The following is a 16,769-nucleotide window of genomic DNA, read 5'->3' as shown; positions in this document are numbered from 1 at the left end:
CGTTCGAAGCGTCGCGACCATCGCCATGGCGGGTTCGCGTGTCAGCGAACCGGCCGCCACGGATGGTCGGGGTCGGTCGGCGTGGCCCGGTCGCCGGTCACGCGAATGCGGTAGCCCGGCGCGGCGTAGGTGTCGGGCACAGGGCCGAGGTAACTGTGGCCGGTCAGGTGACACCAGGCGGGCAAGTCCAGCGGTGCGGCCGGGTCGGTGGTAAGCAAGTGAATGATGGTGCCGGCCCGCACCGTCCGGATTAGGGCCCGCAACTCCAGCAGCAGGCGTACGCAGCCGCGATCACCGCCATCAAGCAGGACGAGCGGTTCAGTGGGCGGCATCGGCTCTCCTGCGGTGCGGTTTCGGTCGGACGGTTCGCCTGTCCGGTGCCGATCAGCGTGCCTGTTGCACTGGCGACGCGGATAGAGGACAAGGTCCCTACCGCCGCGGACTTTCACTGATGTGCCGACGACTTGCGTCGAGCCGTTGGCGAGTTGCAGCCGCTGACGACGGGCCGTTCCTGACGGCTATGTCCGGCGAGCGGCTAAGAGCCCGGCCCGAAGACCTGATGTTGTGGGACTGGGACACCACCTGGGTCCAGTTCGACAACGAGGAACACCCGGAGCAGGCCGCCTGGAAGCAGGAACTTCAGCCCGCCGTGAGCTGACCGGCCGGCGCCGCCGGAAGTATGTCGGTCCCGCCCGTGGCGCACCCCGGCGGGACCCACAGGTCAGGAGGAGGCCCGGGTCGCTGCCAGCACCCGCTCCTTGGCGGCACGGCTGGCAACGGCCCACCGGGCGACCAGCCCGGAGACGATCGCCGCCGCGGCCAGGAAGACACCGGCGCCGGCGAACGTGACGGCCGGGGCAGCGTCGATGGCCAGTGGCAGAGTCAGCATCCCGACCGTGCCTGCGGATCGTATGACGGTCTGGTCGACGGTGATCAGCCACAGCCGTTCGGGCCCTTCGAAGTCCGCCAGCCGGGCACGTAGCGTAACTGCGGCGGCCGGAGTCGCCAGGCCGGACAGCAGCCCGAAGCCGATCATCACCGGCAGCGACGGGGCGGCACTGTAGCCGATCAGCGCGATACCGGTGACCCCCCACGCGCAGCAGTACGTCGGTAGCCACCGGGCCGCCTGCACGTTTCCGATGATCAGGTTCCCGGCCAGCGCCCCGACTCCGATCGCGGCCAGCACCAGGCCATACCCGGCGGCGCCCTGTCCGAGCCGGGAAGCGAGTACTGCCGGAATCCCGACCGCGGACACCGCGGCCACGAAGAAGCCGATCCCATGCAGACCGAGCACGAACACCAGGACGAATAGGGTGACCAGGCCGCCCCGGTCCGGAGACCACAGCAGCGGCACGGCGCACGCCGCGGCTGCGCGGCCGGCGTCGAGCTAGGCGAGGGCCCCGAAAGACGAGAACCGGGCGATCAGCCGACGGCCGAAAGTGCCGATCACGATGTACGGCACCGATTCGATGACCGCGACCAGGCCCATCATCGCGGCGGAGCCGGTCGACGCGTATACGACCCACATCACGGCAAGGCCGTACAGCCGGTTCCCGAGCACGCTGAGCATGGCCGATGACCACAGCACCAGGACCGGCCGCTGCCGCAGCAGCCCCAGATAGCCCACGCCCTGCACCTCCGCAAGATCAGGTGACGGATCCGTGCCGTGCGGATGCGTGCGACTTTGGTCAGCGGCTTGGGCCGCAGGTCATCGCGGCAAGGTAGTCCGTCGATCTGACGCGCGCGACCCCAACACGTTAGCGAGGTCCCCTCGTCACCCATCCGTGCGCGCTACTCCCGGCACCCGGGAGCGGCACACGTCGTCGACGGTGCGGAGGTTCCTGGTCGTGGGACATGGCCGCGTACTAAACAGCGTGTAGATGGTCGGCGGCCGGGCCTGCGGAAGCAAGCGAGCGGGGTTCGGGATCGGGACGCAGGTCCCTGTTCGACACCGTGCAGCGGAGAGCAAGCTGAACCTGCGGACCGCAAGAATGGAGGCACGATGACTGAGCCCAGCTCTGGAGCGATGTGGAGTCGACGGTCGCACGCGTTCGGCCTGCAGCGGCAGGCCCGCAGCGAAGCTCTCACCCTGGCCACCTCCTGGCCCTTGGCTGCCGGGGCGGCGGTTGTCGGCCTGGCGGCGGGTGTGGCGTACTCGCGGCCTGCCCGCCGCTGGTATCTCACCTGGGGTGCCACTGCCGGTGAAGCGACCACACGGCTGCCCGGCGACGAGCTACTTCCGCGGGCCGACGTGACGTCGACGCGTGCGGTCGCTATCGACGCGCCAACCTCTGCGGTGTGGCCTTGGCTGGTACAGATGGGGAGCGGCCGCGGTGGCGCCTACACATACGACTGGATCGTGAACCTGTTCGGGCTCGGTATGCACAGCGCCGACGAGATCCTTCCGCAGTTTCAGAACCTCGCCGTCGGTGACGTGCTGCCGGTCGGCCCGGGTGGTCCCGGCATGCGAGTCACGATCCTCGACGATCAACGGTCGTTGGTGTTCTGGTCCGTCGATGGCACCTGGGTATGGATCTTCCATCTGCAAGCTGACGGCTGCATGACGCGGCTGGTGAGCCGCAATCGGATCGTGTTGCCGGACGCTTCTTGGTTCGGTCGGCTGGCCTACCGGCTGGTGATGGAGCCCGGCAGCCTGATCATGGAACGACGCATGCTGTTGGGCATCAAGGAACGCGCTGAACGGATCGCCCGCCGCAGCGTCGCGAGACCTGTCCGGCAACACGGCGCGGCACCTGGAACGACTCCGTGATCCTCTATTTAGCCACGGGACTGGCAGGTGCCAGCGATTCGGACTGTTAGGGCATCATCGGCCCTTACGCGCCGCGCATGCAACCGCCCAAGCTTGTCAGCGGCGCGTTTCACCGGTTCAACGTCCGCACCAGCGCGTCAGTCCGCCGTTGGCTTCGCAGCCGCTGATCTCCAGGGTCTATAGGCCGTGCTGGTCGAGGCCTCCGGGCCCTGCCAGCAGCCGATCTGGTGCCGCACGCTGAATCCTATGATCTCTGTTGCTTTCGGCCTGATCGGTGCTGTCCTGATCATCGCTGGCTTTGTCATGACCGCCCAGGGCTGGGCAGGACGTCGGGATGTCGGCCGAGAGTTAGCACAGCAGCACATCAGATTCCCGGCCGGAGAGAAGCTGCCCGCCGCCCTGACGCGTTATGCCGGCGTGCAGGTGCAGAACGGGGTGCAGGCGCGGGCCTATTCCGAGCTGATAGCAGTTCACGTTGTCAAGGCCACCGGCGGCCGCACGTACTCGCAGATCGCCGACGAATGCATGGCGGGTGGACGCGATGATGAGCGTTTGGCGCGCCTTCGTGAGACCGCGTTCATGGGGCAGAGCTTGCGCGGGGCTCTCCTGGGCGCATACCAGGCCTGGCAGGTCACCTTGCTGGTCATGGGTCTGGGTGCGCTGTTCGCCGCAGCCGGAGCAGCATTTGTTCTTCTCGCGCTGCAGGGTAGTTAGCGATCCGACACGGGCAGTGCGACACCTCTACCACCGAACTTCAGTTGTTGGTGCTTTCCGAACACATCGTGCGCTTCGGTGGTATTCGCTGGAGAACAGCCGACTGCCTGCGTAGGCCGGCTGCCAGCCTCGGTGGAGGAGTGCTCAATGAACGGAGCGGTGATGGACAAGGACCGTGAGCGGCAGCGCCGCCGCCTGCAGGCTGACCTGCCAATGCTCGGTAAAGTCCTGTCGGCAACGTCAACGAAGTCCGCGCGACCATCTGTCGGGGTACTCGCTGTTCTGCAGAGGCAAGTACGGCTGATCTTGCAGAGCTCAGCTGCCTCGACTGGGGGTACTGGTCAAGGATTGCTACTGGTTGGATCAGCCGTGCTGTAGCCGCTGCTGATGCGACATGATGATCACTGTGCCGGTCATTCGTCTGAGTTTCAGGGTCAACTCTGTGGAGATCGTCAACGATGGTTGGCGCCTGGAGGGTAAACCGGACTTCCATGTGCGGCACTGGCCGCAGCCCGGCGAGCGGTTCGACACCGTGACGCAAGAACACGGGCGTCACGAGCGAGCGGTCCAACTCACCGTCGCCGAACTCACCGCAACCCATGCCATCGTCACCGGCGTCGGAGGCGAGTTGCTCCGGCCCGGCGACTACCTGTTCGGTGAACGCAACGCTGAACCGAATGGTGGCGATGTTGACCTCGGCGCGCTTCTGGGCCTGTCTCCGTCGACGGCGGTGCTCGACTGGTCAGGAGCTGAAGCTGCTCTGGGCGTCACTCTGCCGCGCGACTACAAACGCTTCATCGGCGCCTATGGGCCGGGCACCATCGACGACTGCCTGATCGTGAACGGCATAGGAGGACAGTACGACCTGGCCGAAGAGAATCGGTTGGCCCGATCGTTGGTGCGCATGGATTTCGGTGACCTGGACGCCTGGTCGGAGGAAGCGGAGTGGCAGCTCGGCGACGCCGCGCACTGGACACCCGACCGGGCCGATATCCCGAGCTGGTTCCAGCCGGGCGACGATCTCGTCGCGTGGGGCAGTTGGACCTCCTCACCCCTTTTCCTGTTCTGGCACGTTCGCCCGAACGTTCCCGCTGACGCCTGGACGGTGGTACTGAAGGAGCGGGGCCCTTACTGGGAGCGCTTCGACAGCGGCTTCACCACGACTCTGGCCGGCTTGCTCACCGGCGACCTGCAGAGCAGATATCTCAGCCGCTGGCTCAGTGGGCCGCACACTTACAACCATTGATCAATGCGGCTGTTCTGAAGCGGGATCGAACGCCCAAACGACAGCCCGGCCAGCGAAGCGTTAGGAACTAGATCCGTCGCGGTAGGCCGGATCCTGGAGGTGTCGGCGGGTCAGGCTGAGCATGTCGATCAGCCAGCCGGGGCCGCCGGTGACGCCGTGGGCGCGTAGGAAGCGGTCGACCTCGGCGCGGGTCGCCGGGTTGGTGTGGGTGAAGAAGTCTTCGCAGACTTCGAGCAGCAGTTCCAACAGATCGTCGTGGCCGGTGACCGTGAGATCGTCGGAGCTGGCCGGCGGTGGCATCAGGCGACGTTCTCGATGGCGGTGAGCCGGTTCTTGAGCCGGTAGCTGGGTCCGTTGATCGGGACGACGTCGCAGTGGTGCAGGAGCCGGTCGAGGATGGCCGTGGCCAAAACCTCATCGCCGAAGACCTGGCCCCATTCACCGAAGCCTTTATTTGAGGTCAACAAGGTCGAGCCCTTTTCATACCTTTTTGAGATGACTTGGAAGACCAGGTTGGCTTCGGGCCGTTCGAGGGGCTGATACCCGACTTCATCGATCACGAGGACGGCCGGGCGCAGGTAGGTGCGCAGTTTGCGGGTGAGCCGGCCGATCGCGTCGGCGGCCTTGAGCTGGCGGACCAGGTCGTCGAGGGTGGTGAAGTAGACGGTGAACCCGGCGCGGCAGGCGGCGACCGCGAGCGAGACGGCGATGTGGGTCTTGCCGACGCCGGGCGGTCCGAGCAGGGCCACGTTGGCCTTCGCCTGCACGAACGCGAGGGTGGCGAGGTCGCGGACCTTGCGGGGGTCCAGGTCGGGTTGGTAGGCGAAGTCGTAGTCGTCGAGGGTCTTGTGGTGCGGAAGCTTCGACAGGCGCAACCCGGCGCGGAAGCGGCGTTCGTCGCGGACGGCGAGTTCTTCTTGCAGGACGAGGTCGAGGAAGTCCAAGTAGCCGAGGGACGCGATGTCGGCGCGGCTGGTGAACTCCTGCAGCGTCTTGGCCAGATGCGGCAGGCCGAGTTTGGTTGCGCTGGCTTGGATGCGGTTGGTGACCAGCTCAGTCACGAGAGACGTCCTTCAGGTGTGGGCGGGTGGTGAAAGGGCTGGCCTGCGCGATCTGCTCATAGACCGACAACGGGCGGGTCTCGACGGTGATCTGCGCGGCCGCGGCTCGGGTGAGCAAGGCCTGCAGCGGTCCCCGGCCACGATCGTTGCCGGGCTTGCGAGCCGGTGGCGGCTCGGTGGGTTCGCCGGTGGTGACGGCGCGGGTGTGTCCGTCGGGCAGCCCGTCCCAGTGCGTTTCGTCGACGATGCGGGCGCCGCGGCCGACGGCTCGCTCGTGGGTGGCCAGCAACGTGCTGCCGCCGGGCTCGGCGACCGTGGCGTGGATGGTGATGGTGGCGGCGGTCGCCCGGATCTCCACGAGCTGGCGGTGGCGGACTTTGCGGGCCGGCACCGAGTAGAGGTTGCCGGCGTAGGCGACCAGGCAGTCCTTGCCGACGTGGCGCAGGTGCCGGTCAGCGACCACATACGGCTTGGCCGGAGCCGGGCGCAGCGCCGCGTGATCCCGGACGGCGCGGACCCCGATGAGCTCGCCGTGGGTCCGATGCCGGCGGGCCCGTCGCTGTGGCACCCAGGCAGCGAACGCGGCGTCGAGTTCGTCCAGCGACGAGAAGGCCCGCCCGGCCAGAACGTGATCGCGGACGATGGTGACCTGCCGTTCGACGCGGCCCTTGCCGGTCGGCCGGTAGGCGGCCAGGACGTCGATGTCGAAGTCGTAGTGCCCGGCGAACGCGACCGCTTCCGGGTGCAGCGGCACCGCCTGGCCGGGGGCGACGTGCCGGCGGACCACGGTCTTGGTCCGGTCGTAGACGATCGCGCCGGGGACCCCGCCGAAGTGCGCAAACGCTCGTCGGTGGCAGCCCCAGAACGCGGCCAGGTCCTGGCTGGTGGTGAAGCAGCAGAACGGATCTCGCGAATACGACAGCACCATGTGGAAGGAGTAGACCTTCGCGATCCCGACGTGGGCCAGGATGCCGCCCTCATCGCCCCAGTCCACCTGCGCCTGGGCGCCCGGGACGACCTCGAACCGGCGGTGCAGCCCGGCCAGCTGATCCGGGCTGATCCCCAGCTCGGCGGCGATCCTCGGCCGGGCCTGCTGCAGATACAGCTTCACCCGCTGGTAGTCGCCGGTGAACCCGTACTGCTCGACGAGCCGTTCGTGGATCACCGTGCCCTTGAGCAGCACCTCCGCCCGCAGCCACGCGTCGACGACGTGCGCGAACGCGTCGATCATCTGCCCACGGGGCCGCCGGGCCCGGGGCGGTGGCGCCACCGCAGCCGCGCCCGCGGCCAAGTACTTCTTAACCGTCCGCCAGTTCAGGCCGGTCTCGCGAGCGATCTCCGAAACGCTGGCCCCAGCCTCGTGCAGCGCCCGGAACCGGCGCACATCCAGCCACCGCTGCTCATCCAACGCTCCCATCGCCAGCCGCCCCACGCCCGCTCGACAACGACCCGAGCAGCGTCACGCCGAGCGTTTCGCGTACGACGGACAAACCGTGCTACCTCTGCACGTTCACCCGTACGCAGCTCTGCACTCTTAGCCGTACGCCGACACCATCCTGCGGCACGTGATCAGCGACGACTCCGGAGAGAGGAAGAAGCTGGACCAGGAACTCGCCGGCTTTCGCGGCCAGGTTGACGTCCTGTGGAGCGAATACATCTCGACAGAGGCCACCACCGACGAGCAAACCGCCCGCGATGGGTTCCGGACGGGATTGGCTGCGTCTCGCCGGATCGCCGACGAGCAGGTCCTGCAGCCCAGCCGCGCCGGCCGGATTGTGGAAGCAGCTGCGGCCGCGAACAGCAGCTACGACCTAGCATTCGACCAGGTCAGCGAAGCGCTCTTAGTCCTTGACCGGTTGGAAGAAGCTCAGGCTCAGGCCGGCGCTGACCATGCCGAGTCGACCTATCAGTCTGGGCGCACCCTTCTGATCATCATCCTCGCTGCCGGTTTCGTCCTCTCTCTGGCCATCGGTGTCCTCGTGGCCCGCACGGTCAGCACCGTGCGGCGACGTAGCCCGTACTGTCTCCGGCGTCGCCGACGTAGCCGCCGCGACCGCCGAAGGTGCGCGCACCACCCAGCAAGCCGCAGACAGTCTCACCCGCCTGGCCACCGACCTCACGGATATCGTGGGCAGTTTCCGCCATTGACGCCGGAATCCTCGGCATGCCAGCGAACTCGCGATCAATCCCTCATCCCTAGGGAGTCTGCTGCCGGGCCGGCCAGCGGGCCGACGGGCCGGCCCGGCCAGGCGCCGTGGGGGTTTTCGCATGCGCCGGCACTGCTGCTGACGAAGAACGCACAGATACGAACGGTCTCGTCTGATCAGACGAGACCGTTCGGAGGAAACGTCCTCCGCCGCGAGCGAGCGTTTGCAGGAGGGCGTCCTTGATAACCTCCCTGCGAGTCTGACACGGTACGGACGTCAGACGGATTCGTTCCGCTCAAGGGGGCATCCGCGCAGCCGCACCCACCAGCTGTTGGGTGTCATAGGTCGCCTTGGTGGCCGCTGGCGCGTTGGCAGTCCGCCAGCCGGCGGCGGGCCGAGTGCAGGCGGTCGCCCATGACCTGCAGGAAGCGTGTCGTCAGTTCGTAGCCCAGTCCCGGATCACTCTGGAACAGGGCGCGAACCAGTGGGCCGTTGAACGTCAGGGCGTGCGTGGTGTTGACGGCGACCGCGCCGAACTGCCAGCGATGCGGTGGAAAGAGCCAGGAGCAGCCCAGCACGGTCGGGGATCGCAGGGTCTCCAGGACGAAGTTGTCGTAGCCGGACACCTCGCTGTCGAGGAATACTCGGCCATCGGTGATCAGCCAGAACTGCTCGGCCGGTGTGCCCTCGCGGAAGATCCGGTTTCCGGCGTGGAACATCGATCGGCTGGTCAGTGGTGCCAGCAGACTCAGTTGGTGGTCGGTCAATCCGGCCAGGAACGGCTGTTGTCCGAGCGTTTCGACGGTGGTGAACACGTCTGCTCCTCAGAGTCGGATTGCCGGCGGGGGTCACCGGCGTACACCCTTTAGTCAAGCGTCGATGGGCCGCGCTCGGTGAGGGCCGTACGGTATTCCCCTGCCAGGGCGAAGGGCCCACGCGGCAGGAGGTGGCAGGAGTTGATCGGTCCGTGCGTGGCGGCGGCGCCAGCCTCGGAGCATTCAGCCAGGTCCTTGGTGACGTGATGTCCGACGTTCGCTCGCTCCTCAGCCATGCAGATCGCGTCCGAGGGTGGTCAGCCCGCCGTGAACAGCGGGGTGCTGAGGTAGCGTTCGCCGCCGTCGGGTAGCACCACCACGATGGTGTGCCCGTGGTGGTCGGGCTGGCGCGCGATGATGGTCGCGGCGTGCAGGGCGGCGCCGCTGGAGACCCCGACGAGCAGTCCTTCGGTCTGGGCCAGCTGGCGGGCGGCGGCGCGGGCCTGTTCGATGTCGACGCGGACGACGTCGTCGTAGACGGTGGGGTCGAGGACTTCAGGGATGAAGCCGGCGCCGATGCCCTGGATGCCGTGTGGTCCGGCCGGGCCGCCGGACAGCACGGGCGACTCGGCGGGTTCGACGGCGATGACGCGCAGGGCGGGGTTCTTTTCCTTGAGGACCTGGCCGACTCCGGTGATGGTGCCGCCGGTGCCGACGCCGGCGACGAGCGCGTCGACGTTGCCGTTGGTGTCGTCCCAGATTTCTAGGGCGGTGCTGTTGCGGTGGGCGTGCGGGTTGGCGGGATTGTCGAACTGGCGGGGCAGGAAGGCTTTCTGTTCGTCGGCGAGTTGCCAGGCGCGGTGCACGGCTCCGGGCATCCCTTCAGCGGCGGGGGTGAGCTCAAGATGTGCCCCGTACGCGGCGAGCAGGGCGCGTCGTTCGGCGCTCATGCTTTCCGGCATGGTCAGGGTCAGTCGGTAGCCGCGGGCAGCGGCGACAAGGGCGAGGCCGATGCCGGTGTTGCCGCTGGTCGCTTCCACGATCGCCGCGCCCGGCGTCAGTTCGCCGCTGCGTTCAGCGGCATCGATCATTGCGATGGCTATGCGGTCTTTGACGCTGCCTCCCGGGTTGGCGGACTCGAGTTTGCCCAGAAGTTGCGCGGGCAGGTCGGCAGCGAAGCGGGCCAGCCGCACGAGGGGGGTACGGCCGATCAGTTCGGTGACGTCGCTGTAGATCATCTGTCAAGGCTCCTGGACGGTGCCGGCCTGATGCCGGGCGTAGGCGGTAGAGAGGGAAGGTGTCGGCACGGCAGTGGGGGCACGCAGCCGCGCCCCGGCGGGCACGTCGGTTGCGACCAGGCAATGAGCACCGATGTCGGCGTCGTCGCCGATGTTGACGGGCCCGAGGACGGTGGCACCGACACCGAGGATCACCCGATTGCCGATGGTGGGGTGGCGGCGGCTTGCTTTGCGGTCGCGTCGCCAGCCCCGGCCGCCGAGGGTGACCCGGTGGTACATGGTGACGTCATCGCCGATGCGGGCGGTTTCGCCGATGACGACGCCGGCGCCGTGGTCGATGAACAGCCGTCGGCCGATGGTGGCGCCGGGGTGGATTTCGATGCCGGTGAGTAGCCGGGTCAGCTGCGACAAGGCCCGCGGCAGCAGCGGCAGCCGGCAGCGGTGCAGGCGGTGGGCCAGGCGATGCGACCACAGCGCCCACAGGCCGGGGTAGAGCACGGCCTCCAGCACGCGGACGCCGTAAAGAGCGGGATCTTGGCGGTATACGGCACGCAGGTCTTCAAGCACGTCAGCTTCTCCACGAAAGACGGTGTCGGGGTGAAGTGACGGCGAGCGCGGAAGGGCCGCCCGTCGCGGGCATGGCCCGTCTGTCCTGGCGGAGGTTGTCCGGGGCGCCGTCAGCGGCGCAGACACCATTCGTCGAAGACGCGTCGCACATGCGCGCCGGTCATGGGCACGGCGAATCGGTGGCCGGCCAAGAGGTGCCGTGTCGTCCCGGGTTCGCTCATGATCGCAACCGTAGGCCCGTGTAACGCCGCCGGACAGGGTCCAACGGCCTTGTCACAAGCGACACGGAACGTGAGTCGGGTGAGCATCGTGAACGGTCAATCGGCACGGCAGCGGCATTGACCGGACCATACGGTCCGGCGTGCGTCCGGAAACTGCTTCCAGGTCGCATCGTTTCTCCGGCTCGCGGCGCACGTGTTGCACGGCCGACGAAGCCGACTCTCGTTCATGGGCGGCGTCAACGGATCGGTGGCGGTTGCGCAGCGTACGGAAGTCGTCCGGTGCAAGCGTGCGCGCCGAGGCCCGCGGTGGATCGCCGCATTGGTTTCCTCGGCACGGGCGGCCTATGGTGGGCCCATGCTTGCTGCCGCGCGCCTCATGGACGCGGGCGTCGCCGTCGCGACGCCCGCGCCGGCGCGCGCACACCGGACCGCTGCGGCGCGTCTGGTGACCACCGCAGTGCCGCAGTCGACGACGGTGGCGTCCACCTACGGGCTGCCGAGCCCGATCCGTGCCGGGCGTGGTCCTCCCGCAACCGTTCCATCGCAGGAGACGGCCAGGAGGGCGAAGCTACCGAGCTTCGGCCTTTTTTGTTTTCCGGAAAGGATCGGTTTCGACATGAGCACTGACATCCACGGGCACGCAGACCAGCAGTGGCTCGCCACTCAGCGGGCGGCGCTGACCACCGAGTTCGCACAGCAGAGCGCCCGGCTCACCGAACTCACCGCGGACACCGGCGACCCTGCTGAGGCAGACACCCGCCCGGCTCTGCTGGCGGCCACCAGGCAGAATCTGGCGCAACTCGGCGACGCGCTGCGCCGGATCGCCGAAGGCACCTATGGCCGCTGCCAGGGATGCGGGCAGCAGATCAATCCGGAGCGGTTGGAGATCCTGCCGTACGCCGCCTTCTGCATGCCCTGCCAGCGGCTGCAGAAGGGCTGAGCCCGCTCGGGGCTGCAGCTGCCGTGCCGGTTCAGCCGGCGCGGCGGCACCCCGATTCTGCCGTCTGCGCCACCCTGTGTCGCCCTTCCCTGTGCGCTTGAATGAGGTCACCGTGACCATGCCATTGGAGTCCGTAACCACGAGCCCCAGCCGGACTACGCGTGCGCCTTCTCCGACCGCCGTCGCGGTCGATCTCGGCAGTGGTTGGGTCCGGCTCTGGGCCTCCGATCGGGGGATGCTGCACGCTTCCAGCGGCACCCTCGTACGTCGCGGCAGGATCGTCGACGCGCCAGGCTGTCAGGCCCTGCTGACGGGACTCGCGCGCCGCTTCCGCAAGCCGCTGCCGGCGGGGGCCGTGGTGGTCTGCTGCCAGCCGGTCAACGCCACCACCGCCGAGCAGTACGCCCTGCGACGCCTCATGACCACGGTCTTCGCTCCGTCCCGGCTGATGTTGCTCGACACGGTCCGGGCCGCCGCGATGGACGCCCGTGTCCCGACGGGTCCTCTGCTGGTCGTCGACATCGGCGCCCAGCTGACCGAGATCGCCGTCCTCGACCGCGGCTTCGTCGTGGCGGCTCGCAATCTTGATATCGGAACCTGCGACGTCGGCCCCGCCGCCGGCCCCGAGGTGCTCACCGACGTCATCAATCGAAACGTCGCGATCCTGCTCACCGAACCGGCTGTCACCGAGGTCGCCTCCGCGGCAACCGCCAACGGAATGCTCCTGGCCGGTGACGGCGCCCTACTTTCTGGTCTGCCGGAGTGCCTGTCCCGTGTCCTGGGCATCTCGGTGCGATGCGCCGCCTCGCCACGGACCGCGGCCCTTGACGGTGCCGGGCAGGCCGCGCTGGCGGCCCTGCGCCACCCCGCTGTCTGACAGGGTGCAGCGGGAGGTCGCCACGCGAACCTCCAGCTGGGAGCCAGCCAGGCGCCGATGTCAGACACGGGACTGAGCGGGGAGGGGGAGGCGACCCGCCTGGTCCGGCGCGGCGCAGTCGCGGCAGCGTCTTCTTACTGCGAAATGCCGGAAGCTGCGCAGCTCGCCGACGCCGGCGGACTGAACACCGGCTGAGGCCAACGCCGGTGTACGTCCGCCGCCGGACCGGCACGGGACAGGCGCTGCCGGGTCCGGCGGCGATGGTCGCGGTGTGTTCAGGCGGCGACGGGTACTCGGTGCAGCCGGATCTGCCACACGTCGGGTCCGTCCTGGAGCCAGTCGGCGGTCATTCGCCCGCCGTAGTGGGCGTCGATTTCGGCGAGCAGCGGCAGCGGGGCGTGCGGCGCCACGAGTACCAGAGCACCGTCGGCGGGCAGGGTGTCGAGCGCTGCCAGGACTTGGGCGTGCCGCTGTCCGTGCGGCAGGTCGCGTACGTCCAGGCGCGGGTCGATGGTCAACACCGCGGCCGACGCGGCGGCGGCGCCGGGAGCGTCGCCGCCGCAGCCGCAGCTGCCGTGGCCGCCGCAGCCCCCGCCGGAGGGTTGTCCGGTGTGACCGCCGATCAGGTCGTGCAACCCGTCGAGTAGGGCGGCGAGGCTCACCCCGGCGGCGGCAACGAGCAGGGGAACGACGAGTTCGTTCTCTTTGCGCAGGTGGGTGGCGAAGACCGCCTGCAAGGCGCGGGCCGCTGCGGCGGCCGCGACCGGCGCGCTGGTTTCCGCGAGCTCGGTGACGAGCGCGGCGATGATCCGATGTTCGTCCAGCATGCCGTCGATCAGCAGCCGGCCTTCGGGCAGTTCGGCCGCGGCCGGGTACAGCGCTGCTTCTTCAGCTTTGGCGTGCGGGAGCAGCTCGGCGTGCAGCCATCCCAGGAGGTCGTCGCGGAACTGCCAGACCTGCCGCAGGCTGCCGATCTCCGCCGCTTGCAACAGGTTGTTGACGTGCCTGGTCAGGTCCGCGGCCAGCTCGCTGTGGTGTGCGACGACGGCCTGTGCCGCGCGCCGGTCCGCTCCGGAATCTTGTGACATGAAACCCTCCAGGATTTTGACGCCGTTTGGCGTTGTAACGTTAGACCCCGTGGAAACCACGCGGATAGGCCCGGTCGGCGAGACGATCGACACTCCCCGGCACCGGGCGCTGGGGTCGGACAGCCGGGTGACCATCCTGGGCCTGATTCGTGACGCAGCGGGCGGGTTGACCGCCGCGGACGTGGCCGCCCAGACCGGGCAGCACCTGTCCACGACTCGTGCTCATCTGGAGCGTCTGGTCACGGCGGGGTTGCTGGTGAGGGCGCGGGCCAGTGGTGGGCTGCCAGGGCGGCCTGCCTGGCGGTATCGGGCCACCACCGCCGACCCGGCTCCGGCGCCGTACCGGTCGCTGGCCGCGGCCCTGCTGGAACACCTGGCCGGCGCCGACGGCGATGTACGGGAGGCCGCGGGGCGGGTCGGCCGGGACTGGGGCCGACAACTGGCCGCGGCCGGCCCGGCGACCGACGATCCGGTCGAGGCCGTCACCACGGTGTTGGGCGGCCTCGGCTTCGACCCGCACCCGCAGTCCGCTCCCCCGGGCGCGCCGGTCGCGGTGCATCTGCGCACCTGCCCGTTCCTGGATCTGGTCGGACAGAACCCGGACGCGATGTGCGGCCTGCACGCCGGTGTCGTGCGCGGGGTCCTCGAGCAGCGCAGCGTGCCCGCCGACGGAACCGTCCTGGAACCGTTCGGCGCACCTGCGGCGTGCGTCGTCCACCTACCGGCCGCCGTGTCACCGGGGACGTCCCGGCTCGCCGGGCCCAGCACTTCCGAGGTGCAGCAGTGAGCACACCGCCCGGCCGGCTCCCGGTCGCCTGGCGGGTACCGGCTCTGGCCGCCGGCGGGTTCGCGCTCGCGACCGGCTTGTACGCCGCGATGCTGCTGCTGGCCGTGCCGGTGCCCGCCCCCACGACGACGCTGGAGCAGGTGCACGGACCGGTGATGGTGTTCGGGTTCGTCGGCACGCTGATCGCCCTGGAACGAGCGGTCGCGCTCGGTGCCCGCTGGGCGCTACTGGGGCCGGCCTGCTCCGGGACGGGAGCGTTCGTGCTGGTGCTCGACGGCCCGAGTGTGCCTGGGTACGGGTTGTTGATGCTGGCGTCGGTGGTCCTGCTGGGTGTGTATCGGGCGTTGTGGCAGCGCCAGCCGAGCGTCGCTCTGCTCGCCCAGGCGGCCGGAGCGTTCGCCTGGTACGCGACGACGTTGCTGTGGCTGGCCGGGTTCGCCGTGGCCGAGACCGTGCCGTGGCTTGCCGTGTTCGTCGTGGCGACCATCGCTGGTGAACGGCTCGAGTTGGCCCATGTCGGACTGCGTGACGCGCGGGCACCCCGATGGTTTCTCGCCGCACTATTTGCATTGGTGGTCGGTGCCGCAGCGAGTACCGTCGCCCCCGCGGCCGGAACCCAGCTGTTCGGCGCCGGGCTGCTGGCCGTCACCGGATGGCTGGTGGTGTACGACGTGGCCCGGCGGACCGTACGGGCGACTGGCCTGCCGCGCTACATCGCCGTGGGCCTGCTGGCCGGCTACGCCTGGCTCGCCCTGGCCGGCCTGCTGTGGGCCGGCATCGGCGCCGTCCTGGACGGACCCCAGTACGACGCGGTGCTGCACGCGGTGTTCCTCGGCTTCACCATGTCAATGATCTTCGTGCACGCGCCGGTGATCCTGCCCGCCGTGCTGCGCCGGCCGTTGCCGTACCACCGTCTGCTGTACGTGCCACTCGCCGTTCTGCATCTGTCGCTGCTGGTCCGCATCGGGCTCGGTGACGCCGCCGGGCTGGAGGCGGTGTGGCGGTGGGCAGGAGTGGTCAACGTGGCTGCGGTCGTCAGCTTCGCCGGCTGCGCCCTCGGGCTGTCGATTGCCCGGTCCAGGGCGGGCTCCACAGCCGGCCGGCCAGCCGCCGTGGTGGTGACCCCATGACCAGTATTCAGAGCTCCGCATCGGCCGGGACCGCCGGTCTGAGCGAGCGCGCTCGGTGGCACCGGCGGCTGGCGGCGCTGCCGCTGGCCTACCTGGCCGCGCTGGTCGTTGTCGCGGTGGCCCATCCGTGGCTGCCGGCTTGGCGGTGGCTGGGCATGCATCTGCTGCTGCTCGGCGCGGTCACCAACGCGATTCTGGTGTGGAGCGCCCACTTCACCTCCACCATCCTGCGGGTGCCGGCACCGGCACACCGCTACAGCGTGGTGGGTCGGCTGGTGCTGCACAACGTCGGGGTGGCTGGTGTTCTGGCCAGCGGCGTCACCGATCGGCCCTCGATGGGCGTGGCCGGCGCAGTCGCCGTGTTCACCGCCGTCGTCTCCCACCTGGCCTGGCTGATCCGCCGGCTGCACGCGGCCGTCCCAGCGCGTTTCACGGTCACCGTTCACTACTACCTGACCGCCGCGGCAGCGTTGCTGGTCGGTGTCCCGGTCGGCGCGTGGATGCTCGTCGTCGACGACGCCGCACGGCCGCGGCTGCTACTGTTCCACGCCCACGTCAACCTGCTCGGCTGGGTCATCCTGACCGTGCTGGGCACGCTGCTCACCTTCTGGCCTACCGTGCTGCGCACCCGGATTCCCGACGGCGCGACCGCGGCCAGCCGCACCGCGCTGCCCGCCGCGGTGACCGGCCTGACCATCCTGGCGATCGGCGTGCTGGCCTGGTGGCCACTGCTCGCCGTCGGAGGGCTCGCCGTGTTCGCTGCGGCCGCCGTCCTGACCGCCGTGCCCGCGTGGCGCGCCGCCCGCGGCAAACCACCGGCCTCCTTCGCGTCCTGGTCCATCGCCGCGGCCGGCGGATGGCTGTCCATCGCCCTCACCGTCGACGCCGTCATCCTGGCCAGCGCCGACAGCCCGGCCGCGGCCGCAGACCGGTTCAGCACCGTGCTGACTCCCCTGCTCGTCGGCTTCGTCGCGCAAGTGCTGATCGGCTCGCTCGCCTACCTGCTACCCATGGCGCTCGGTGGCGGTCCGGCCGCAGTACGCATGCGCGCCGCGGTCCTCGACCGGCACGCCGCCCAGCGGGTGAGCATGGCCAACGCCGCCCTGGCCGTCTTCCTGCTGCCGGTCGGCCCGTACATCCGCATCACCACGTCGTTACTCGTCCTGGCGGCCGTCGTGCAGTTCCTCATCCCGGCCGCCCGCGTGCTGCTCACCGCCCGGAGGTAACC

General features: G+C 69.1%; 19 protein-coding genes. 9 read left to right on the top strand and 10 right to left on the bottom strand.

What is annotated here, in order from left to right; all coding sequences use genetic code 11:
- Positions 1-41: 41 nt before the first annotated feature.
- The 3 genes from OHA21_RS44910 to OHA21_RS44900 all read right to left on the bottom strand — a co-directional run bounded on the left by OHA21_RS44910 (position 42) and on the right by OHA21_RS44900 (position 1,627).
- Complete coding sequence (locus OHA21_RS44910; RefSeq protein WP_328465953.1) at positions 42-332, bottom strand: sulfurtransferase TusA family protein; 291 nt, start codon at positions 330-332, stop codon at positions 42-44.
- 389 nt (positions 333-721) lie between these two features.
- Positions 722-1,354: a hypothetical protein gene (locus tag OHA21_RS44905; RefSeq protein WP_328465951.1), complete on the bottom strand. Its 633-nt coding sequence runs from the start codon at positions 1,352-1,354 to the stop codon at positions 722-724.
- Between the two features lie 33 nt (positions 1,355-1,387).
- Positions 1,388-1,627: a hypothetical protein gene (locus OHA21_RS44900; protein WP_328465949.1), complete on the bottom strand. Its 240-nt coding sequence runs from the start codon at positions 1,625-1,627 to the stop codon at positions 1,388-1,390.
- 375 nt (positions 1,628-2,002) lie between these two features.
- Between OHA21_RS44900 and OHA21_RS44895 the strand changes: the two genes are divergently transcribed.
- From OHA21_RS44895 to OHA21_RS44885, 3 genes are all read left to right on the top strand, one after another.
- On the top strand, positions 2,003-2,770 hold the full coding sequence (locus OHA21_RS44895) for an SRPBCC family protein (protein WP_328465947.1): 768 nt from the start codon (positions 2,003-2,005) through the stop codon (positions 2,768-2,770).
- Between the two features lie 246 nt (positions 2,771-3,016).
- A complete protein-coding gene (locus OHA21_RS44890; protein ID WP_328465945.1) occupies positions 3,017-3,484 on the top strand; it encodes a hypothetical protein in 468 nt (155 codons plus the stop codon).
- A 442-nt stretch (positions 3,485-3,926) separates the two neighbouring features.
- Positions 3,927-4,730 carry a hypothetical protein gene (locus tag OHA21_RS44885; protein WP_328465943.1) on the top strand — a complete coding sequence of 268 codons (804 nt, stop codon included), beginning with the start codon at positions 3,927-3,929 and terminating at the stop codon, positions 4,728-4,730.
- A 60-nt stretch (positions 4,731-4,790) separates the two neighbouring features.
- Here the strand turns inward: OHA21_RS44885 and OHA21_RS44880 are convergent, their stop codons facing one another.
- From OHA21_RS44880 to istA, 3 genes are read right to left on the bottom strand one after another with little or no spacing between them, the layout of a single operon-like run.
- Positions 4,791-5,030: a hypothetical protein gene (locus OHA21_RS44880; protein ID WP_328465941.1), complete on the bottom strand. Its 240-nt coding sequence runs from the start codon at positions 5,028-5,030 to the stop codon at positions 4,791-4,793.
- The gene (gene istB, locus OHA21_RS44875; RefSeq protein ID WP_328465939.1) at positions 5,030-5,791 is read right to left on the bottom strand and encodes an IS21-like element helper ATPase IstB; all 762 of its coding nucleotides are present in this window, start codon (positions 5,789-5,791) and stop codon (positions 5,030-5,032) included. Before istB ends, OHA21_RS44880 begins: the two co-directional genes overlap by 1 nt.
- Positions 5,784-7,208: an IS21 family transposase gene (gene istA / locus OHA21_RS44870; protein WP_328465937.1), complete on the bottom strand. Its 1,425-nt coding sequence runs from the start codon at positions 7,206-7,208 to the stop codon at positions 5,784-5,786. The genes istB and istA overlap by 8 nt, the downstream gene beginning before the upstream one ends.
- Positions 7,209-7,356: 148 nt before the next feature.
- Between istA and OHA21_RS44865 the strand changes: the two genes are divergently transcribed.
- Positions 7,357-8,181: an MCP four helix bundle domain-containing protein gene (locus tag OHA21_RS44865; RefSeq protein WP_328465935.1), complete on the top strand. Its 825-nt coding sequence runs from the start codon at positions 7,357-7,359 to the stop codon at positions 8,179-8,181.
- A 95-nt stretch (positions 8,182-8,276) separates the two neighbouring features.
- On the opposite strand, the gene OHA21_RS44860 is transcribed toward OHA21_RS44865, so the two are convergent.
- The 3 genes from OHA21_RS44860 to epsC all read right to left on the bottom strand — a co-directional run bounded on the left by OHA21_RS44860 (position 8,277) and on the right by epsC (position 10,498).
- A complete protein-coding gene (locus OHA21_RS44860; protein WP_328465933.1) occupies positions 8,277-8,753 on the bottom strand; it encodes a Crp/Fnr family transcriptional regulator in 477 nt (158 codons plus the stop codon).
- 257 nt (positions 8,754-9,010) lie between these two features.
- Positions 9,011-9,931, bottom strand: coding sequence for a cysteine synthase A (gene cysK, locus OHA21_RS44855; RefSeq protein WP_328465931.1), 921 nt, complete (start codon positions 9,929-9,931; stop codon positions 9,011-9,013).
- 3 nt (positions 9,932-9,934) lie between these two features.
- Positions 9,935-10,498 carry a serine O-acetyltransferase EpsC gene (gene epsC, locus OHA21_RS44850; RefSeq protein WP_328465929.1) on the bottom strand — a complete coding sequence of 188 codons (564 nt, stop codon included), beginning with the start codon at positions 10,496-10,498 and terminating at the stop codon, positions 9,935-9,937.
- Between the two features lie 576 nt (positions 10,499-11,074).
- On the opposite strand from epsC, the gene OHA21_RS44845 reads away from it, so the two are divergent.
- A complete protein-coding gene (locus tag OHA21_RS44845; protein ID WP_328465927.1) occupies positions 11,075-11,659 on the top strand; it encodes a TraR/DksA family transcriptional regulator in 585 nt (194 codons plus the stop codon).
- 235 nt (positions 11,660-11,894) lie between these two features.
- Complete coding sequence (locus tag OHA21_RS44840) at positions 11,895-12,536, top strand: rod shape-determining protein (RefSeq protein ID WP_328465925.1); 642 nt, start codon at positions 11,895-11,897, stop codon at positions 12,534-12,536.
- A 275-nt stretch (positions 12,537-12,811) separates the two neighbouring features.
- Here OHA21_RS44840 and OHA21_RS44835 read toward each other — a convergent pair whose 3' ends face one another.
- A complete protein-coding gene (locus OHA21_RS44835; RefSeq protein ID WP_328465923.1) occupies positions 12,812-13,624 on the bottom strand; it encodes a DUF2249 domain-containing protein in 813 nt (270 codons plus the stop codon).
- A gap of 49 nt (positions 13,625-13,673) precedes the next feature.
- Here OHA21_RS44835 and OHA21_RS44830 point away from each other — a divergent pair, with 49 nt between their 5' ends.
- The 3 genes from OHA21_RS44830 to OHA21_RS44820 are packed head-to-tail and all read left to right on the top strand — an operon-like array spanning position 13,674 to position 16,767.
- Entirely contained in the window at positions 13,674-14,411 is a 738-nt protein-coding gene (locus OHA21_RS44830) for a helix-turn-helix transcriptional regulator (RefSeq protein ID WP_328465921.1), read from the top strand.
- Entirely contained in the window at positions 14,408-15,541 is a 1,134-nt protein-coding gene (locus OHA21_RS44825; protein ID WP_328465919.1) for a hypothetical protein, read from the top strand. Before OHA21_RS44830 ends, OHA21_RS44825 begins: the two co-directional genes overlap by 4 nt.
- Complete coding sequence (locus OHA21_RS44820; RefSeq protein ID WP_328465917.1) at positions 15,538-16,767, top strand: hypothetical protein; 1,230 nt, start codon at positions 15,538-15,540, stop codon at positions 16,765-16,767. Before OHA21_RS44825 ends, OHA21_RS44820 begins: the two co-directional genes overlap by 4 nt.
- Positions 16,768-16,769 lie beyond the last annotated feature (2 nt).

The sequence above is a fragment of the Actinoplanes sp. NBC_00393 genome (assembly GCF_036053395.1).
Lineage (GTDB): Bacteria > Actinomycetota > Actinomycetes > Mycobacteriales > Micromonosporaceae > Actinoplanes.
The sequence above is the reverse complement of the archived record's forward strand: the minus strand, read 5'-3'. Positions and strand labels throughout refer to the sequence as shown.

Coding starts and splice junctions, on each gene's coding strand:
- OHA21_RS44910 (WP_328465953.1), bottom strand. CDS start 332: ATGCCGCCCACTGAACCGCTCGTCCTGCTTGATGGCGGTGATCGCGGC.
- OHA21_RS44895 (WP_328465947.1), top strand. CDS start 2,003: ATGACTGAGCCCAGCTCTGGAGCGATGTGGAGTCGACGGTCGCACGCG.
- OHA21_RS44890 (WP_328465945.1), top strand. CDS start 3,017: ATGATCTCTGTTGCTTTCGGCCTGATCGGTGCTGTCCTGATCATCGCT.
- OHA21_RS44880 (WP_328465941.1), bottom strand. CDS start 5,030: ATGCCACCGCCGGCCAGCTCCGACGATCTCACGGTCACCGGCCACGAC.
- istA (WP_328465937.1), bottom strand. CDS start 7,208: ATGGGAGCGTTGGATGAGCAGCGGTGGCTGGATGTGCGCCGGTTCCGG.
- cysK (WP_328465931.1), bottom strand. CDS start 9,931: ATGATCTACAGCGACGTCACCGAACTGATCGGCCGTACCCCCCTCGTG.
- OHA21_RS44845 (WP_328465927.1), top strand. CDS start 11,075: ATGCTTGCTGCCGCGCGCCTCATGGACGCGGGCGTCGCCGTCGCGACG.
- OHA21_RS44840 (WP_328465925.1), top strand. CDS start 11,895: ATGCTGCACGCTTCCAGCGGCACCCTCGTACGTCGCGGCAGGATCGTC.
- OHA21_RS44835 (WP_328465923.1), bottom strand. CDS start 13,624: ATGTCACAAGATTCCGGAGCGGACCGGCGCGCGGCACAGGCCGTCGTC.
- OHA21_RS44820 (WP_328465917.1), top strand. CDS start 15,538: ATGACCAGTATTCAGAGCTCCGCATCGGCCGGGACCGCCGGTCTGAGC.